The following is a 16,399-nucleotide window of genomic DNA, read 5'->3' on the forward strand; positions in this document are numbered from 1 at the left end:
GAACAGGATTTTTGGCCTGCGGTGGGCAAGACAAAAGTGCCCCCCTGCCCCCCAATCCTGGGGGAGCCGAATGCTTTTCCCCCCAGGATTGGGGGCAGGGGGGCCGCCTGAGCAGTTACCAATCCTGTCTCTATCCCGGGTAGGCTGAGTTGTCAAGACAATTGACAGAACGGCCTGTGGGGTTTCCAAAACCCCGCAGGCTGTTTTTGTTTTTGGCGACCGGCGACCGGCGACCGGCGGTTGAAACCGCTGCTACGGTTGCGAAGCCGACCTTCGTCGGCTGTCGTTTCCAGCCTGCGCAGGCAGGCTTTGCGATGGTTGCAGCGACTTCCAGTCGCCGGCTGTTGAAGGGTTGGCCTGCTTTGTGGTATACTAAGGGCTCGTCAAAGAATAGGTTCCCGCATTTTCCTGACCGAAATGCGGACAAGAACAGGAAGTTGTTTCTTGACAAGCCCTAAAATTATCCGTAACTGTTCAACTGGAGGCATCCTGCATGCGTAAAATTGCTGTTGCCCTCTCCAAGGGCGGTGTGGGTAAGACGACCACGGCCGTCAACCTGGCAGCCGGGTTGGCGTTGGCCGGGCAGCGGGTCCTGTTGGTGGATGTGGATACACAGGGCCAGGTGACGAAGGCCCTGGGCGTGCAGGCCATGCTGGGGCTGGCTGACCTGGTGACTGGGGAGACGACTCCGGCAGAGGCGCTACTTCCCGCGCGTGAACGCCTGGCGGTGTTGGCCGGCGGTCGTGCCCTGGCCGGACTCAAGCGCCAGATCACCCGCCGCGACTTCGGCGGCGAACAGGTGCTGGCGGAGGCGCTGACGGTGTACGAAGACCAGTTCGATTTCGCCATCCTGGATACCGCGCCCGGCTGGGACGCACTGACCGTCAATGCCCTGTTCTATGCGCACGAGGTCCTGGCGCCGGTCTCGCTGGAGGTGCTGACCCTGCAAGGGCTGATCGAATTCGGCACGAGCCTGGCCGCCATCCAGAAGTATCATCCGGCCCTGCACCTGGCCTATATCTTGCCTACGTTTTTCGATCGGCGTGTGCGCAAGTCAGCGGAAATCCTGGAGCAACTGCAGAGCCATTACGGCGAACAGGTCTGCGCGCCGGTGCGCTACAGCGTGCGCCTGTCGGAGGCGCCGGGCTACGGGCAGAGTATCTTCGAGTTTGCGCCTCATTCACCGGGCGCGGAGGATTACCAGGCGTTGGTAGAAAGGATCACACGTGATGACCGAGCGTAAACAAACCCCTGACCTGTTGGGTGAACTGCTGGGCGGAGGTGCATCAGGGCCGACGCCTGTGGTGGCCGCGCCCCCGCCGCGCGACACAACTGGCCGGCAACCCGCCAGTAGACCGGCTGTTGCGCAGCCGGCGGCCGCCGCGCAACCAGCGGCGAAAGAGCCTGTAAGCCTGGCGCCAAAGGCCACCATCGCGCCCCGGCGTTGGGAATACCTGGTGATTTCGTTCCAGGAATACAGGGGCTGGCGGCCGCGCTACCGTAACGGCGAGAAGATTGCCAATTGGGAAGATCAGCCGCTGCTGCACGATTATCTCAATCAGCTCGGCGCCGAAGGCTGGGAACTGGCCGGCGCCAGCGCGGGTCGCGCGCTCTACGGCAGCCGCGACGAGTATCAGCTCTTCTGCAAGCGGGCCAGCTCGGCGGCATGAGATCGCGATCGGGCGGGAATTGACACCCTCGCAAGGGGGGCTGTGATGCTGCAAGTGAGTCATATCTGTAAGTCTTTTGCCGGCGAGGTCATCCTCACCGGCATTTCCTTCACCATCAACCGCGGCGGGCGCGTCGGGCTGATCGGCCCTAACGGCTGCGGCAAAACCACGCTGCTGCGCATCATCCTGGGCCAGGAGGCGCCCGACAGCGGCAGCGTACGCCTGGGCCCCGGCACAGTGCGCGTCGGCTACCTGGCGCAGGCACTGGTCTACACCGCTGATGCCACGGTTGACGATATGCTCAGGCAGGCCAGCGCCGCGCTCAGCGCGGCCGAGCAGCAGGTCCAAACCCTGGCCGCGGCCATGGGACAGGCGTCCGGCGCCGAACTTGACGCCATCCTGGTTGCCTATGACCTGGCTTTGGCTGATTTCGAGCGCCTGGGCGGCTACAGCATCGAGACACGCATCCAGGTGGTGTTGACCGGCCTGGGCCTGCACGCGCTGGAAGCGGCCACCCCCGTGCAGATTCTCAGCGGCGGCCAGAAGACGCGGCTGGGCTTGGCGTGCCTGCTGCTGACGTACCCCGACCTTCTGCTGTTGGATGAGCCGACCAATCATCTGGACATCGGCGCGCTGCGATGGCTGGAGCAGTTCGTGGCTGGCTATGATGGCGCGGTGATTATCGTGTCGCACGACCGCGCCTTCCTGGATCACACGGTGAACGCCATCCTGGAGATTGACGAGCAGACCCATCGCCTGACCGCCTATCCCGGTGCGTACACCGATTATATGTTGGCCAAAGAAAGCGCACGGGCCAAACACCTGGCCGCGTATAGGGAGCAGCAGGAGTTCATCCAACGGATGACCGCGACGATTGCGGACAAGGAATCGCACGCGCGCAACATCGAGCACGGGACGATTGACTTCGCCACACGCAAAATTGCCCTGGGCATTGCCCGCCGCATGACGGTGCAGCGCCGGCGGCTGGAGCGTCTGCTCGACTCAGAGGAGCGCATCGAGAAGCCGGCGCTGACCTGGCAGATGAAACTCGACTTTGGTGCGCAGCCAGAGAGCGGCCGTGAGGTGTTGGTGTTGACCGACGTGGGCCAACGCTTTGGCGCCCACGATCTGTTTCACGACGTCAACCTGACCCTGCGCGCCGGCGAACGTGTGGCGCTGATTGGGCCTAACGGCAGCGGTAAGACGACCCTGGCGCGCATCATCCAGGGGCAGTTGACGCCCAGCGCCGGTCATGTGCGCCTGGGCGCGGGGGTGCGCTTGGGCTACTTTGCCCAGGAACAGGAACTGCTCGACCCGGCCAGCACGCCGTTGGAAACGATACGCCGGGTAGCGGCCATGAACGAGACCGAGGTGCGTAGTTTTCTGCACTACTTTCTCTTCGCGGGCGATGCGGTCTTTACGCCGGTGCATCTGCTGAGCTTTGGCGAACGGACGCGGCTCGCCCTGGCTCACCTGGTGGCGCTGGGCTGCAATTTCCTGCTGTTGGATGAGCCGATCAATCACCTGGACATTCCGTCGCGCAGCCGGTTCGAGCAGGCGCTGGCCGCGTTCACCGGCACGGTGCTGGCGATCGTTCACGACCGCTACTTCATCGAGCAGTTTGCCACGCAGATCTGGAGTCTGGAGGAGGGGACGGTGCGTATCTACGCTGAACTGGCCGATGTACCGCCCGCCGCGGCTAACTGATTTCGACATCCAGCCACTGCTCGGCCACGGTGGTGAGCAGGCCGCCGCGGAAGCGCCCCTGCGGCGTCACGACAGCGTATTGGTTATCGAGCCAGATGACCAGGCCGAGCGGGCCGGCCGGCGACCTGGGCGTCTGCAACACCTCCGCACCGTCTATCAGGAAGCGCGTCTGCTGCGCGCCCCATGCCACGGTGTAGGTGTGCCAGGCGGTCAGGCTAACCCGCGCCTCGGCTTCTGCAACCCCCAGCGCACGTTGACCGAGCGGCCACAGGGCGCGGTAGAGGCGCGGAAAGCGCATCAGGACAAATCCGGCCGGCGCCGCGGACGCCAGCAGATAAAACAGCGGGCGCTGCGCATCCATCACCGCGGCCTTCCAGCCATGACCGGGCACGCCGGCCGCCAGCGCCATGTTGGAGGGCGGGGAGGCGTAGAAAAACCAGACGGCCCGTGGCAGCGCGGGCAGTCTGGCGTCTGCGGTGGGGTAGGGGCTGTTCCAAAAGCCAAAGCCGGCCGTGCCGCGCAGCTCACCGGCTTCGTGCGAAAAGCGCGCGCGGATCGTCAACGTCAACGGCGGGCGCCAGGGGAAGGCGCGTCGCGGGCGTCCCTGGTAATCATCGAGCTGCGCGTTGCTGTACACCCCGTTGGTCGTCGGCGGCAGGCGCAGACGCCAGCCGATGCTTGTGGCTTCGACTTTGCCCATGCCTGTGGTGCAGGGTGCCATCTTGAACATCGTACGTCCTTTGACCTTTTGCATCCGGCGCTTGCAAGTGCGTTAGCCTGGGCCGGGCAGGCTTCGTAGCCGTTGCTGCGACCTGGGTCGCCCGTTGATACGCGGCCAGCGTCCGCTCACGCGCCGCGCCATGATCCACGATGGGCGCCGGGTATTCCTGGCCGAGCTTTCATTTGCCAAAAACACGCCTCTGGCTATTGGTGCAAAATGGGCTCAAGTCGCAAACAAGAACAAAAGGTGATGAATCGTAAAAAGAGGCGTGATACCGACCACTCGCTGATGGCATGAAGTATGGTAATCTTGAAAGGGCAATAGGAGGTCTGACCGATGCAGCGATGGAGAACCATCGAGCTGTTCCATCCGAGTGCGTAGTTCGGCGGCAACAGCCTCGCATTCGGTACTGCGAATGTACCCGAGCATGGCGCCTTCTTGAAACGCCTGCCCATATTTGCCTGCTACATATCTCATGACACCGTTCGAGACAAACTCCTCACACAACTTTTTGTTATCTGCCTCGACTATTTTGCATTTAGCCCCGAAATAGACATCATCCCGCCATTCCCCGCGGAAACAAAAGTCCACAGTAGGAGCCTTCCCTGTATTCTTCGCTTGGGTCCTATCCTGCTTTTCGTGAATAACATAAACCGAGGGCAAGATTCCGCTCAGACGCTGGCATTTCTGAATGTGGATGCATAACTCCTCGGTTATCTGGTTCTCGTCCATGGATCGGTTGATCTTTCTTGATTGGACGAGATCGAAGTAGGCATCACGAATTAGCTCCAGGAGTCGTTTCACCCCATCGGGGCCAAGCGCTCGCGATAGCTCGATTGGTTGCAGTGGTTGGGGGCCAATGAGATCGTGGAGGCTCATAAAGATGGCCTCCATGCCTGCATGATGTCTACATAGATCTCATCAGCGTCTCTCAAGGCGCTTGCTCTTGTCCAATATCGCTGCTGATCCGGCTTCACCACGTAAATGGTCTTCCCGATGTAAGCTCTGACATTGCGCTGTATGAATACATTTGGCAAGCGACGCTCTTTGAGAAATTCATCTGCCTTCTGCAAAGCCAAATCCAGTGCAGGTTGAGAGCCTTCGATCGTGATTCTGGGAATACCTGACTCACCCGTCTCGGACAGTTTCACCGCAACAACTCTCAGGGGAGAATCACCATGCTCGAAAATCGTGGTAGTAAAAGGTTTTCCAAATGATCCCTCAAGCGTGTAGATCATCACATCGAGATACTCTTTGAGTAGGCGATCGCCCTCCGTTTGGCTGAATGTCGGTTTTACCGCCTTTGAATTGCCTTTCCACCGGAAAAAGTCAAGCGTAAAATTGATCGCGTCATCAACCAGTATTTGCTCATCCCTGGTCAAACCAAATAGACCTTCCGTGAGAGCAGCCACTTTGCTCTCCCAATCGGGATCTTGTGAGAGAGCGCGAAGCGTGCCGACGGTGACAGGCTGATTAGAGCGGTCTTTTGGCATGGGCAAGGTCATGACCTCTGCTTCTTCGAGTTCATCACGCTCAACCAGCCATCGTCTGCTTGACATCATCGCAAAGTACAGGGGAACACGACTATTGAGCGCAATGCAGCACTCTACGAGAAGATCCAAATCATGTACTGGCCCGTTTATTCCGATCAAGGAATGTCTGAAAACGGCATCACCCAACAGCAGTGCTGCCCTGAACCCTGATTCACCGGTCAGCGGACTCTGCTTGAGCAGAACGTGAGGCCCGGAAAATATCGCCTTTTGATCTGGCCTGGGCCGCTGCAGCTTGGATATTTCAAACAATGGCAAAGCCGCCTCGTTCACCGCGAAGCGATTCAGGCTCTTTGCCTCGACATAGGGTTTGCCAACCAACCAAGAAGCATCGTTTTTCCGTTGTGCTTCCTTTCCAACAATGACACCCTCTCCATTTACCCACTGTCTATCTTTGCAAATCTGGCCGAGAGTTGTGTACGCAGGGGACATCAGCCGCTTGATGAGCGCATAGTCTCGAGGCCCCCCCCACATTGCCACTTTCCAGATAACGTCATCTTCTCGTGTCTCAGAACGCGGCAGCATAGCGATATCTTGTGAGTCAATCACGAACTGCCATTTATCAACGAGAGAATGAGCGGGTTTTGGAGTGCAGTACAGAATCGGCTTGGTATCGTCAGGCTCGGAAGGTGCGTAAATGATCGCGGTAGCTGGGCCGACCGCCTTGCTGAACAGAGCATGGCGAATCACCGAAAAGTTGATGACGGTTTTTATGTTGTAGCGCGCAAAGAACTCCTTCCGAAAAACTCTGTGGGGGTTAGATCGGTTGAACAGAAGCCCCTTGCTCGGCATGATCAGGCAGGCGCGGCCATCTTGCTCGCAGAACTCAGCGGCGCGCCAGAGGAATGCTATCGAGATTTGATTGTCGGGGGCAATTTCCCGCTTAGGGTGCTCGGTTTTCATGCGCGCACGATACTGTATCGCAGCATGGGTAAGCCTGCTTGCCCATGGGGGATTCCCGATGACGAGATCATATTTCCGCTTCACGAACTCCAGGTCATCCGCGAAGAAATCAGAGCAGAACAGGTTATGACCACGAAGTTGTGAGAAGCGAACATCCTCCCAGATTTGACGGGGTTCCAGGAAATCGCACATCGTCAGGTACAGGCTGAAGGCCGCTACCCGGATGGCTTCTGGATTAAGATCAACACCAAAAACATTTTGTACCAGCAGATCATTGAGTTGAAATGGCGTGATACTGCTTTGATCTGGATGAGCCTGGAACCAATGCGCAATGAGACGGCGGTAGATCTCAACGAGAAAAATCCCTGATCCGCATGCTGGATCCAAGATGGTGAAAGCGGTTTTCTGCCCATCCCACGGGAACACTTCGTCAACGAGAAACTCGACAAGATGATGGGGGGTGTAGTGGGTCTCATTCTTGGCCGAGCCTTCCGTGGCGTCGGCAGCTTGAATGTGGAAGAATTCCTCGTACACATTGCTGATGAACTCGATCGGAATGACATCAAACGAATAGAACTTCCATAGGCTGAGTTGCCCTGTAACCAACTCTTGCTCTCCGGTGAGAAATTCTTGTAACCTCAGCAGATGCTCGCCTGTTACACGGTCCCTTTCAGTTTCCTGGATAGGGAACATATCCCCGTTAAACTTTGCGTTGAGATAATCAAACAAACGATACGTAGCGTCCTTGTCGGATAGCACGTCCATGAAGCATGTTGCACCGTGCCGAAAACCCGAGAAGAAACCCTCGGGAAACACATTTCTCCCAGCGGAATCTCTACGATCCTCTAAGTATTTGATGAAAATTGAACGCCCGAGCAGGCTATGAACGATCTCTGCGGCTGTAGCTGCGGGCATGCTCTCAGACAGCAAACTAAGCAACTTGCGCCGCGTAATCTTAAGGTGATTGAGAAGGGTATAGTGCGCTTGTTGCTTGGGATCGAAGCGATCTCGATTTACCTGCCAATACCGTCCCGATTCTAGCTCCGAACGGCGATAGGCAAGCAGCCGCTGCCGTTCACCTTCTGCCGCAGAGTATATATCCAAACTATCAATGAGGCCCGTTCCATACTCAACTCCAGGAACGGGATCGGTAGGGCTTTGAAAGGTGTTGTAGATCAGGATTCGCCCATCAGTCAGCACAACAAACAGCAAAGGCGCCTTGCCCATATTCCAGGCCAACTTGTGGAGTTCGGCGATCTCGACCGATACTTGCCGGGGGTCTTGCGCTTCCAGGCGGCGAAAGTAGATGTAGGGGACACTGATGTTGCTACCGCGCGGCTTGAAAAAGAAAACCGCATCCGCGCCCAGTTTTTGCTTTGCCTGCCTGAAGAGCATTGACTGGTAGACTTCATCGGTTTGTATCTGTGAAACCAAATTCTCGCCGGGCTTGAAATCCAAAACACGGTAAAGCTCGCCCAATACATCTTGGTGGTTATGATTCATACTCTTGCCTCCACCTGTTGATAGCATTACGATTCACTATTCGTGGTTAGATAAGCGCTTCTGGCCTCTCACCATCGCGAGAAGACCATCCAAGACAGCAGCAAGTTGCTTCTGTTGCGCTGGATCAAGCTCACTGAGGTCATAGAGGACAGAGCGCATCCTTTGCCTGTTTGCCGATTAGATTTTACCCCCGCCCGGGCCTCTCGTCAAGCCATTGAGGGGACCAACAGGAATTCCAAATGTACCCGGAATGGCTGCCCGTAAATGGGCCTGCGCTCCTCGTTCGGGCGGTTTTGGCCCAAAATCCCCGAGATAGGTGGGCAGCAAGAGGGATTGTGGGCGTTGGAGAGCCACATTTGGAAATGCGGCGCCCCGTAGGGGCACCTTGACTTGAGCGAGCGATGCCCCCCCACACCCGTCGTCCCGTAGGGACGATTGAATGAGGCCGCCCCGAGCGCAATCCGTCAGATGGCTAAGGTCAGGTGTCCCTACGGGACGCGTCGCGCCCACCAGGACGGCCTGGCGCTGGCCAGTCACATGGATGGCTACATTTGGAACTGCTGGGGGACCAAACGACGGCGGCTTCGACGAGGTCAAGGGGATTACCGCCGGATTTCTGCCCACGTGCATGTTTGGCCGATCTGCGGTATAATGCGGCCATCTGGCGCCGCCCATGCTGCTTCGAGACCGGTGCTTCCTGCATCTCATCGCTGTTGTTTCCTGCACCGTGTTCGAAGCCCGCTGAGAGCGCCAAACTGAGTACACGACCGCTTTCCCCTGCCGTGGAGAAGAAAAAATGGCTCTGAACCCTGGATCCATTCTCGAAAATCGCTATCGCCTGGACCGCATGCTGGGGCAGGGCGGGATGGGCGCCGTCTACCGGGCCTGGGACATGCGCCTGGAGCAGTGGGTGGCGCTCAAAGAGAATAACCTGACCACTCCCGACGCGCAGACCCAATTCGAACAGGAGGCCAAGGTGCTGGCCCGCCTGCGTCATTCCAATTTGCCGCGTGTCATTGATCACTTCATCACAGCGCAGGGCGTTCAGTACCTGGTCATGGATTTCGTCGAAGGCATGAACCTGGCCGAGATGCTGCGCAGCCGCGGGCGCTTGATGCCCGAGGAAGTGATGCAGTGGCTGAGTCAGATCTGCGATGCGCTCAACTACCTGCACACCCAGAACCCGCCCATCATTCATCGTGACATCAAGCCGCAGAACATTCGCATGACACCGGACGGCCGCGCGGTACTGGTGGACTTCGGCCTCAGCAAGGTAGGCTCGCAGCAGCAGCGCACCGCCACCGGCGCCCTCGGCGTCACGCCCGGCTTCTCACCGCCGGAACAGTACGGCGCCGCGCATACCGATCAGCGTTCGGACATCTACTCCCTGGCTGCAACCCTCTATGCGCTCTTCACCGGGGAGACGCCACCCGACAGCATCCAGCGCGCGATCGCGAATATGGTGCTCAAGTCACCGCGCGAGATGAACATCGCCATCAGCCCGGCATTGGAAGCGGCGCTGGTCCATGGGCTGGAGACGCAGCCAGGGCGCCGCCCCGCCAGCATTGTCGCGTTTCAGCAGGAGATCGAAGGCGCGCTGCGCAGCGTGAATACCAACCTGGCGCCGCCCACCGTGATTGCAGGCCGCCGCCCCGACAGCAAACCGCGCAGCACAGGCCCCGCCGGTGGCCGCATCTCCACCCCGCGGCCGCAGACCGCGCCGCGCCCCGCGCGCGGCTTTCCGGTCTGGGGATGGTTCGCCCTGGGCGGCGGCGCCGTTGTCTTACTGCTGATCGTGGCGCTAAGCATGGCCTCCGGCGGGCGCTCGACCGCAAAACCGACTGTTGTCGCCATCGCCACCGCAACTCTGGCGCCGGTGCCCGCCACACCGGCAGTCGCAGAGAACACCGTCAATCCGCCGGTCGCAGGCGCCACAGTAACGCCGCTCGGCAGTCGTACCGATCAGGGCCAGACGACCAATTTGCCGACGGTGACCCCCATCATCGTCATCGTCACCGCAACGTCACTGCCCACCTCGCCGCCGCTGCCCACCGCGACCACGCCGCCGCGGCCAAGCGCAACGCCAACCGACACCTCCGTTCCTGCCGCGCCGACCCGCCGGCCGACCCCACGACCGGCCAACGTGGCGACTACCCCCATCCTCCAGTCGCCCGTGGACGGCTACACCCTGTGGCCGCGGGACTCGGAGAACTTCCAATGGAAATGGACGGGGCGCGCACTCAGCAGTAACGAGGGCTTCGAACTGCGCATGTGGAAAGCCAACAACCCCGATCATCCAGGTGTCGCGCCACCCGTGCCCTACGTCGCCAACCCCAACCATGTCTACACCCTGTATGTTGGTTCCATCCGCGCCACGCCTGGCGTCCAGGAGATTCCGACCGACGACTGGATTGACGTTTACTGGACCGTGGCCGTGGTGCAGCTCGATCCCTACCAGCGCACCGGACAGGAGGCCAAGCCGTTTTGGATTCACACATAACGGCTCGTATCCGAGGTTTTACTCATGCATTCATCCCTCCGACATAACCGCCGCTTCTTGATTGGCCTCATCGCCGTCAGTGCGCTGGTGCTGGCCGCGGCCGGATACGGTCTGTGGACGGTCGCCCAGCCCTGGCTGGCGCCCGCCGCGGCCAAACCCGCATTCGAGCCACCCACCGACCGTCTGTTGACGCCCGCCCCGTCCCTGGATGACCTGGCCGCGCGCTACCCGCGGATTGGCCGCCTGCTGCAGGACGCATCGCTCGGTTCGGTCTACAAAGAGTTCGTGCTGGCCTTCGAGCGCGGCGGCGTGGACGCGGCGCGCGCGCTGGCTCAACAGCGCGCCCTGCTCAACAAGAGGGACCAGGTGCGCATCACGCTGGTCATTGATGCCGCGGCCAACACGGCCGGCGTCGCGGCCGAGCTGCAGGCCCTGGGCATCATCATCGAAGGCAGCTACCAGGACTTGATTGACATCGCCGTGCCCATGAGCCTGATCGAGCAATTCGCTCAGAACGAGGATGCCGGCAAGCTGTTCGAGCAGTTGACCCAGCTTGACCATATCATCAAGCTGCGCCTGCCTCTCCCCACGCAAGTCAACCGTTTGCCGGCTCACCCCCTGGCCAATGCCCCCGCCCGCCCGTCGTGGATTCCGAGGTTTGCGCCGGCGTCAGCATCTGAACTGGCGCCCATTGCCATGGAAGGGGTGGAGGTGACCGGCGCCACAGCCTGGCAGCGCGCCGGCTTCACCGGCCAGGGCATCAAGATCGGCGTGCTCGACCTGGGCTTCGATGGCTACCGGACGCTCCTGGGAGGGGCGCTGCCGGCGCAAGTGACCGCACGTTCATTTGTGCCGGATGAAGAACCCGATGCGACGGGCGAAGTACACGGCGCCGCCTGCGCCGAGATCATCCACGCGATGGCGCCCGACGCAGAACTGTTCCTGGCCTACTACGGCGGCACTGAAACCGGCCTCGGCCGCGCCGTGGATTGGCTGCTGGCCCAGGGCGTTGACATCATCTCACATTCGGCCGGGTCCTCGTTGGGGCCGATGGATGGCAGTGGCCGCCAGGCCAAAATTGTGGACAACGCCGTCGCCCAGGGCGTGGTGTGGGTCAACGCCAGCGGCAACGAGGGCACGGAGCACTACCGCGGCGTCTTCACCGACAGCAACGGCGACGGCCTGCACGAATTCCCCGACGGCACCAACGCGATGGCCTACCGCCCGCCGACCCGCGGCGACGCCACCATCATCTTGAACTGGAACGACTGGGAAGATCACGATCAGGATTTCGATCTCTTCCTGGTCAACGCACAGAATGAGACCGTGGCCTCATCGGGAGATGCGCAGACGGGGCAGGCCGGCGATCTGCCGGTCGAGGGCTTTCGCCTGACCGACCTGGATGCTGCCACCTACTTCATTCTCATCAAGGCAGCCGGCGCCACGCACCCCGTGACCTTCGATCTGTTCGCGCTCAACGGGGAGATCGAATTTCCCTCCGCAGCCTACAGCCTGAGCACACCGGCTGATGCCCGTGGTTCTGTCACCGTAGGCGCCATGCGCTGGGACACGCAGGAGTTGGAAGACTTCAGCTCGCAGGGACCGACCAATGATGAGCGCCTGAAACCGGAAATCGTCGCGCCCGATCGCGTCACCACAGACAGCTATGCGCCCGATTCGTTTCCCGGCACCTCCGCGGCCGCGCCCCATGTGGCCGGCGCGGCCGCACTGGTGCTCAGTGCCTTTCCCGCCTTGGCGCCAAACGACGTGCGCGATTATCTGACCACCCATGCGCTTGACCTGGACGTCGCGGGGCCAGATATGGCCACCGGTTTTGGCAGCCTGGCCTTGCCGGCCGATGGTGCTGCGCCGGCCACCGTCACGCCGCCGGCCATCGTGCGCGTCACCGCCACGGCCGTCGCGGTCGTGCCCGCGCCGGTTGAACCCTCAGCGCCGCGTGCCCGCCGCGCCTCGTCTGCGCTCATCGTGGTGCTCGGCGCGGCCACCTGCCTGGGCCTCGCGGGCCTCATCGGCAGTATCGTACTCCTCGTTTTGCTGCTGCGCCGCCCGCCTACCGTGCGTCGTCCCGCAACCGCCGCGCCGCTGCGACCCGCCGCGCCGCCCCCCATCACCGTCCAGGCCTTTCTCGTTGACTCCACCGGCGGCCGGCTGGCCCTGCGTCCGGGCGAAAACTCCGTGGGGCGCACCCCTGACAACGTCATCATCCTGGCCAACGACGACCAGGTCAGCCGTCATCACGCGCTGATCACATGGGACGGCCGCCACCTCAGCATCTGCGACCTGGGCAGTAGTAACGGCACGCTGGTCAACGGGCAGCGCCTGACGCCGCACGTCACCCAACCCTTGCCGCACGCCGCGCACATCCGCTTCGGCCCGCAGTCGGAGTTCACGGTGTGGGCGGGGAACTGACGTTTGTGCAAGAAAGATAAAAAAGAAAGATAAAACTTGTTTCTTTCAAGGAGTGAGGCATGAGGCCAGGTGAAGATAACCCGAATTGGGGGCAGTCGTCCCGCTCACTGTTAGCGAATCCGAACCAGGGGCTGCCTGATTGGATGCGTTCGCCTGTGATTCCGCCGGAGCCGCCGCCCGTGCTGACACGACCGGCCGGGCACGGGAATCCACCGCCACGCCTGCCAGGCGCTGAGCCGCCGCGGCCAAGCAGCAGCCGCGCCGGCCGCGGGCGGTTCGCCGACGGATTCCTGATCGCACTCATCATCAGCACCATCCTGGGCCTGCTCTTCACGGCCGGCGGCGCCATCGGCTATGTCTTGCTGGCGTCCGAGCTGCCGGCGCCCGATGAGCTGCAGGATCGCGCGGCGCTCTTCGTCAGCACGCGTATCTATGACCGTAACGGCAAGCCGCTGAACGAGGTGTTCGATTCGGGCGCCGGGCGCCGCTCCCTCGTCAAGCTTGACCAGATGGCGCCCAGCCTGATCCAGGGCACCATTGCCACCGAAGATGCCAATTTCTACCAGCATCTCGGCGTTGACCCGATCAGCCTGGCGCGTGTCGTCTGGCGGGCCATCCGCGCACGCGAGGCGGTCATCGGCGGCTCCACGATTGCCCAGCAGTTGGTCAAGCTGGTCTTCCTGTCCCCGGAGCGCACGATCAGCCGCAAGGTCAAAGAAGCGATCCTGGCGGCCGAAATCACGCGCACCTACCCGCGCGACCGCATCCTGGAAATTTACCTGAACGAGATCTACTACGGCAGCGCTGCGTATGGCATCGAGACGGCCAGCCAGACCTATTTTGGCAAGGCGGCCCTTGACCTGACCCTGGCCGAAGCCTCCTTGTTGGCCGGTCTGCCGCAAGCGCCCTCCTACTATGACCCGTACACCAACCCGACCGGGGCCAAGGCGCGCCAGGCCGTGGTGCTGCGCCTGATGGTCAAGGAGGGCTACATCACGCCGCAGGAGGCGGACGCAGCCTGGCTGGCCTGGGATGCGCAGTCCATTCCGCTGGTGCCGCTGCACTACACCTTCGAGGCGCCGCACTTTGTGGTCTACGTGCGCGAGCAACTGGAGCGTGCCTACGGCCCGGAAATTCTGTACAAGGGCGGCCTGCAGGTCTACACCACGCTTGACAACGATCTGCAGAAGCTGGCCGAAGAGACTGCGCGCACGCGCATTGCCCGCTTCACGCCGCAGCAGCACGTGACCAACGCGGCGCTGGTGGCCCTGCGACCGCAGACGGGCGAAATTCTGGCGATGCTCGGCAGCGTAGATTTCAACGCGGCCGAGATCTCCGGCCAGGTCAACGTGACGATCAGCCCGCGCCAGCCCGGCTCGGCCATCAAGCCGTTGACCTACCTGACCGTCCTGCAACTGGATCAGGATTGGTGGACGCCCGCCACCACGCTGATGGACATCAGCACCGAGTTTCCCGATGGCGCCGGCCGCCCGCCTTACGTCCCCAAGAACTACGATGACAAGGAGCACGGCCTGGTGACGGTGCGCAGCGCGCTGGCGAATTCCTACAACATCCCGGCGGTCAAGGCCCTGCAGCACGTCACCATTCCGCGGCTGATCGAGACGGCCGGCCGCCTGGGGGTCAAGAGCCTGACGACCGGCGATTATGGCCTGTCGCTGACCCTGGGCGGCGGTGAGGTGACGCTGCTGGAACTGACCGGCGCCTATGCCGTGCTGGCCAATCAAGGGGTGCGCGTGCCGCCCGTGGCGATCCAATGCGTGATTGCTGCGAACGGACAACTGCTCGGCCAGGGAGTGGAGGAGGTCAGCGCGGCGCCCTGCCGTGAGGCCGCCAATCAGCCGCACGGCGCGCTGCTCATCGAACCGGTTTCCGGGCAACGGGCCGCGCCGGCCAACTACGCCTATCAGATTACTTCGATCCTGGCGGACAACGAGGCTCGCACGCCGGCCTTTGGCCCCAACAGCAGCCTGCGCCTGCCCGGCGACCGTCCGGCCGCGGTCAAGACCGGCACCACTAACGCTTATCGCGACAACTGGACTGGGGGTTACACGCCTGACCTGGCCGTGGGCGTTTGGGTGGGCAACAGCGACGGCACGCCGATGCAGGGGGTCAGCGGCGTGGCCGGCGCGGGGCCGATCTGGAACGGCTTCCTGGCGACGGCCCTCAAGGACGAGCCGCAACTGCCCTTCCCTGTGCCGGCCGACATCGAGTTGATCGAGGTGTGCGCCGATTCAGGCACGGTGCCCAGCGCAACCTGCCCTGTGCGCCGCGCCGAGGTGTTCGTCAAGGGCCGCGGGCCGTTGAGCGCCGAGTTCGACATCCACCGCAAGGTGCGCATCTTCAAGGCGGGTGAGCAGGAGTTCCTGGCGCCGCCCGAATGCCCCGAGCAACTGGTGGAACTACGCGACTATGTCGTCTATCCGCCGGAGGGGCGCCAGTGGGCGATTGACCACGGCATCCCGCAGCCGCCCACGGAGGTGGCCACCAACTGCCAGGCGCCTGACATCTTCATTCAGCAGCCGGCAGAGGGTCAAACAGTGACCGGGTCGGTCATGTTGATCGGCAAGACATCCCTGCCCGATTTCGATCGCTATGATGTGGAGTACGGCGAAGGCCACGATCCGCTCGGTTGGGGACATGTGGAAGGGCCGTTCTTCACAGCGGTGGATGGCGGCCCGCTGGCAAGCTGGGACACCACCCGCCTGGCGCCTGGCCCCTTCACCCTGCGCGTGCGCGTGTGGGATCGCAGCGGCCGCGAGTTCGAAGCCCGCGTGCGCCTGTTTGTCGGCGCAACCGCGCTAACAGACACGCCTACGCCGGAAATCCTGCCGACGTTTACGCCCACGCCGGAGATTCTGCCCACGTTCACGCCCACGCCAGAGTTCCTGCCCACATTTACCCCGACCCCCGACTTCCTGGCGACGCCAACGCCTACCGCAGAAGCGACGGTCACGCCCACGCCGGGGGTCACCGCCACGCCGCCGCCGGGCGATGCCCTGGTGCTGCGCCTGGATCAACCGCTGGACGGTGACACGGTCGCGGGTGTGGTGGACATCAGCGGCGCGGCGTATGGTGCGGCTCTCGCCAGTTACCGCGTCGAGTTGGGGCAGGCGCCCGATCCCGATGTGTGGCTGCCGCTGACCGTGGAGATCACCACACCCGTGGAGCCGGCCGGCATCCTGGCAGCATGGAACAGCACCACCGTGGCCGACGCGACCTACATCTTGCGCGTGGTTGCCACACGCCTGGATGGCAGCCAGGTGGAGGTGCGCGTGACAGTCAACGTACAAAACGCTTCCTGAGCAGATAAACTCGCTCGCGAAACTGAGATACATTCCCTTGTGAAGGATTGTGTCAGGACAACGCATGTGGTAAAATCACCCACGGGAGCCTG

At 61.9% G+C, this 16,399-nt stretch carries 9 protein-coding genes; 6 read left to right on the forward strand and 3 right to left on the reverse strand.

Features of this window, described 5'->3' with window-relative positions; all coding sequences use genetic code 11:
- Positions 1-493 precede the first annotated feature (493 nt).
- Genes IPM84_06290 through IPM84_06300 form a run of 3 tightly spaced genes read left to right on the forward strand, consistent with a single transcriptional unit; the run spans position 494 to position 3,377 of the window.
- Positions 494-1,243 (forward strand): ParA family protein, encoded by a 750-nt coding sequence (locus IPM84_06290; protein ID MBK9092378.1) that lies wholly within the window; start codon positions 494-496, stop codon positions 1,241-1,243.
- Positions 1,230-1,670 carry a DUF4177 domain-containing protein gene (locus IPM84_06295; GenBank protein MBK9092379.1) on the forward strand — a complete coding sequence of 147 codons (441 nt, stop codon included), beginning with the start codon at positions 1,230-1,232 and terminating at the stop codon, positions 1,668-1,670. The genes IPM84_06290 and IPM84_06295 overlap by 14 nt, the downstream gene beginning before the upstream one ends.
- Positions 1,671-1,715: 45 nt before the next feature.
- Complete coding sequence (locus IPM84_06300; GenBank protein ID MBK9092380.1) at positions 1,716-3,377, forward strand: ABC-F family ATP-binding cassette domain-containing protein; 1,662 nt, start codon at positions 1,716-1,718, stop codon at positions 3,375-3,377.
- Here IPM84_06300 and IPM84_06305 read toward each other — a convergent pair.
- From IPM84_06305 to IPM84_06315, 3 genes are all read right to left on the reverse strand, one after another.
- The gene (locus IPM84_06305; GenBank protein MBK9092381.1) at positions 3,370-4,107 is read right to left on the reverse strand and encodes a hypothetical protein; all 738 of its coding nucleotides are present in this window, start codon (positions 4,105-4,107) and stop codon (positions 3,370-3,372) included. The genes IPM84_06300 and IPM84_06305 overlap by 8 nt on opposite strands.
- A 213-nt stretch (positions 4,108-4,320) precedes the next feature.
- Positions 4,321-4,977, reverse strand: coding sequence for a hypothetical protein (locus tag IPM84_06310; GenBank protein ID MBK9092382.1), 657 nt, complete (start codon positions 4,975-4,977; stop codon positions 4,321-4,323).
- Positions 4,974-8,054: an N-6 DNA methylase gene (locus tag IPM84_06315; protein MBK9092383.1), complete on the reverse strand. Its 3,081-nt coding sequence runs from the start codon at positions 8,052-8,054 to the stop codon at positions 4,974-4,976. The genes IPM84_06310 and IPM84_06315 overlap by 4 nt, the downstream gene beginning before the upstream one ends.
- Before the next feature lie 796 nt (positions 8,055-8,850).
- Between IPM84_06315 and IPM84_06320 the strand changes: the two genes are divergently transcribed.
- Genes IPM84_06320 through IPM84_06330 form a run of 3 tightly spaced genes read left to right on the forward strand, consistent with a single transcriptional unit; the run spans position 8,851 to position 16,307 of the window.
- Positions 8,851-10,554, forward strand: a complete 1,704-nt coding sequence (locus tag IPM84_06320; protein ID MBK9092384.1) for a protein kinase — start codon at positions 8,851-8,853, stop codon at positions 10,552-10,554.
- A 24-nt stretch (positions 10,555-10,578) separates the two neighbouring features.
- The gene (locus IPM84_06325; GenBank protein MBK9092385.1) at positions 10,579-12,984 is read left to right on the forward strand and encodes a S8 family serine peptidase; all 2,406 of its coding nucleotides are present in this window, start codon (positions 10,579-10,581) and stop codon (positions 12,982-12,984) included.
- Positions 12,985-13,043: 59 nt separating this feature from the next.
- Complete coding sequence (locus IPM84_06330) at positions 13,044-16,307, forward strand: transglycosylase domain-containing protein (protein ID MBK9092386.1); 3,264 nt, start codon at positions 13,044-13,046, stop codon at positions 16,305-16,307.
- Positions 16,308-16,399: the final 92 nt, after the last annotated feature.

Source organism: Candidatus Amarolinea dominans (assembly GCA_016719785.1).
GTDB classification, from domain to species: domain Bacteria; phylum Chloroflexota; class Anaerolineae; order SSC4; family Amarolineaceae; genus Amarolinea; species Amarolinea dominans.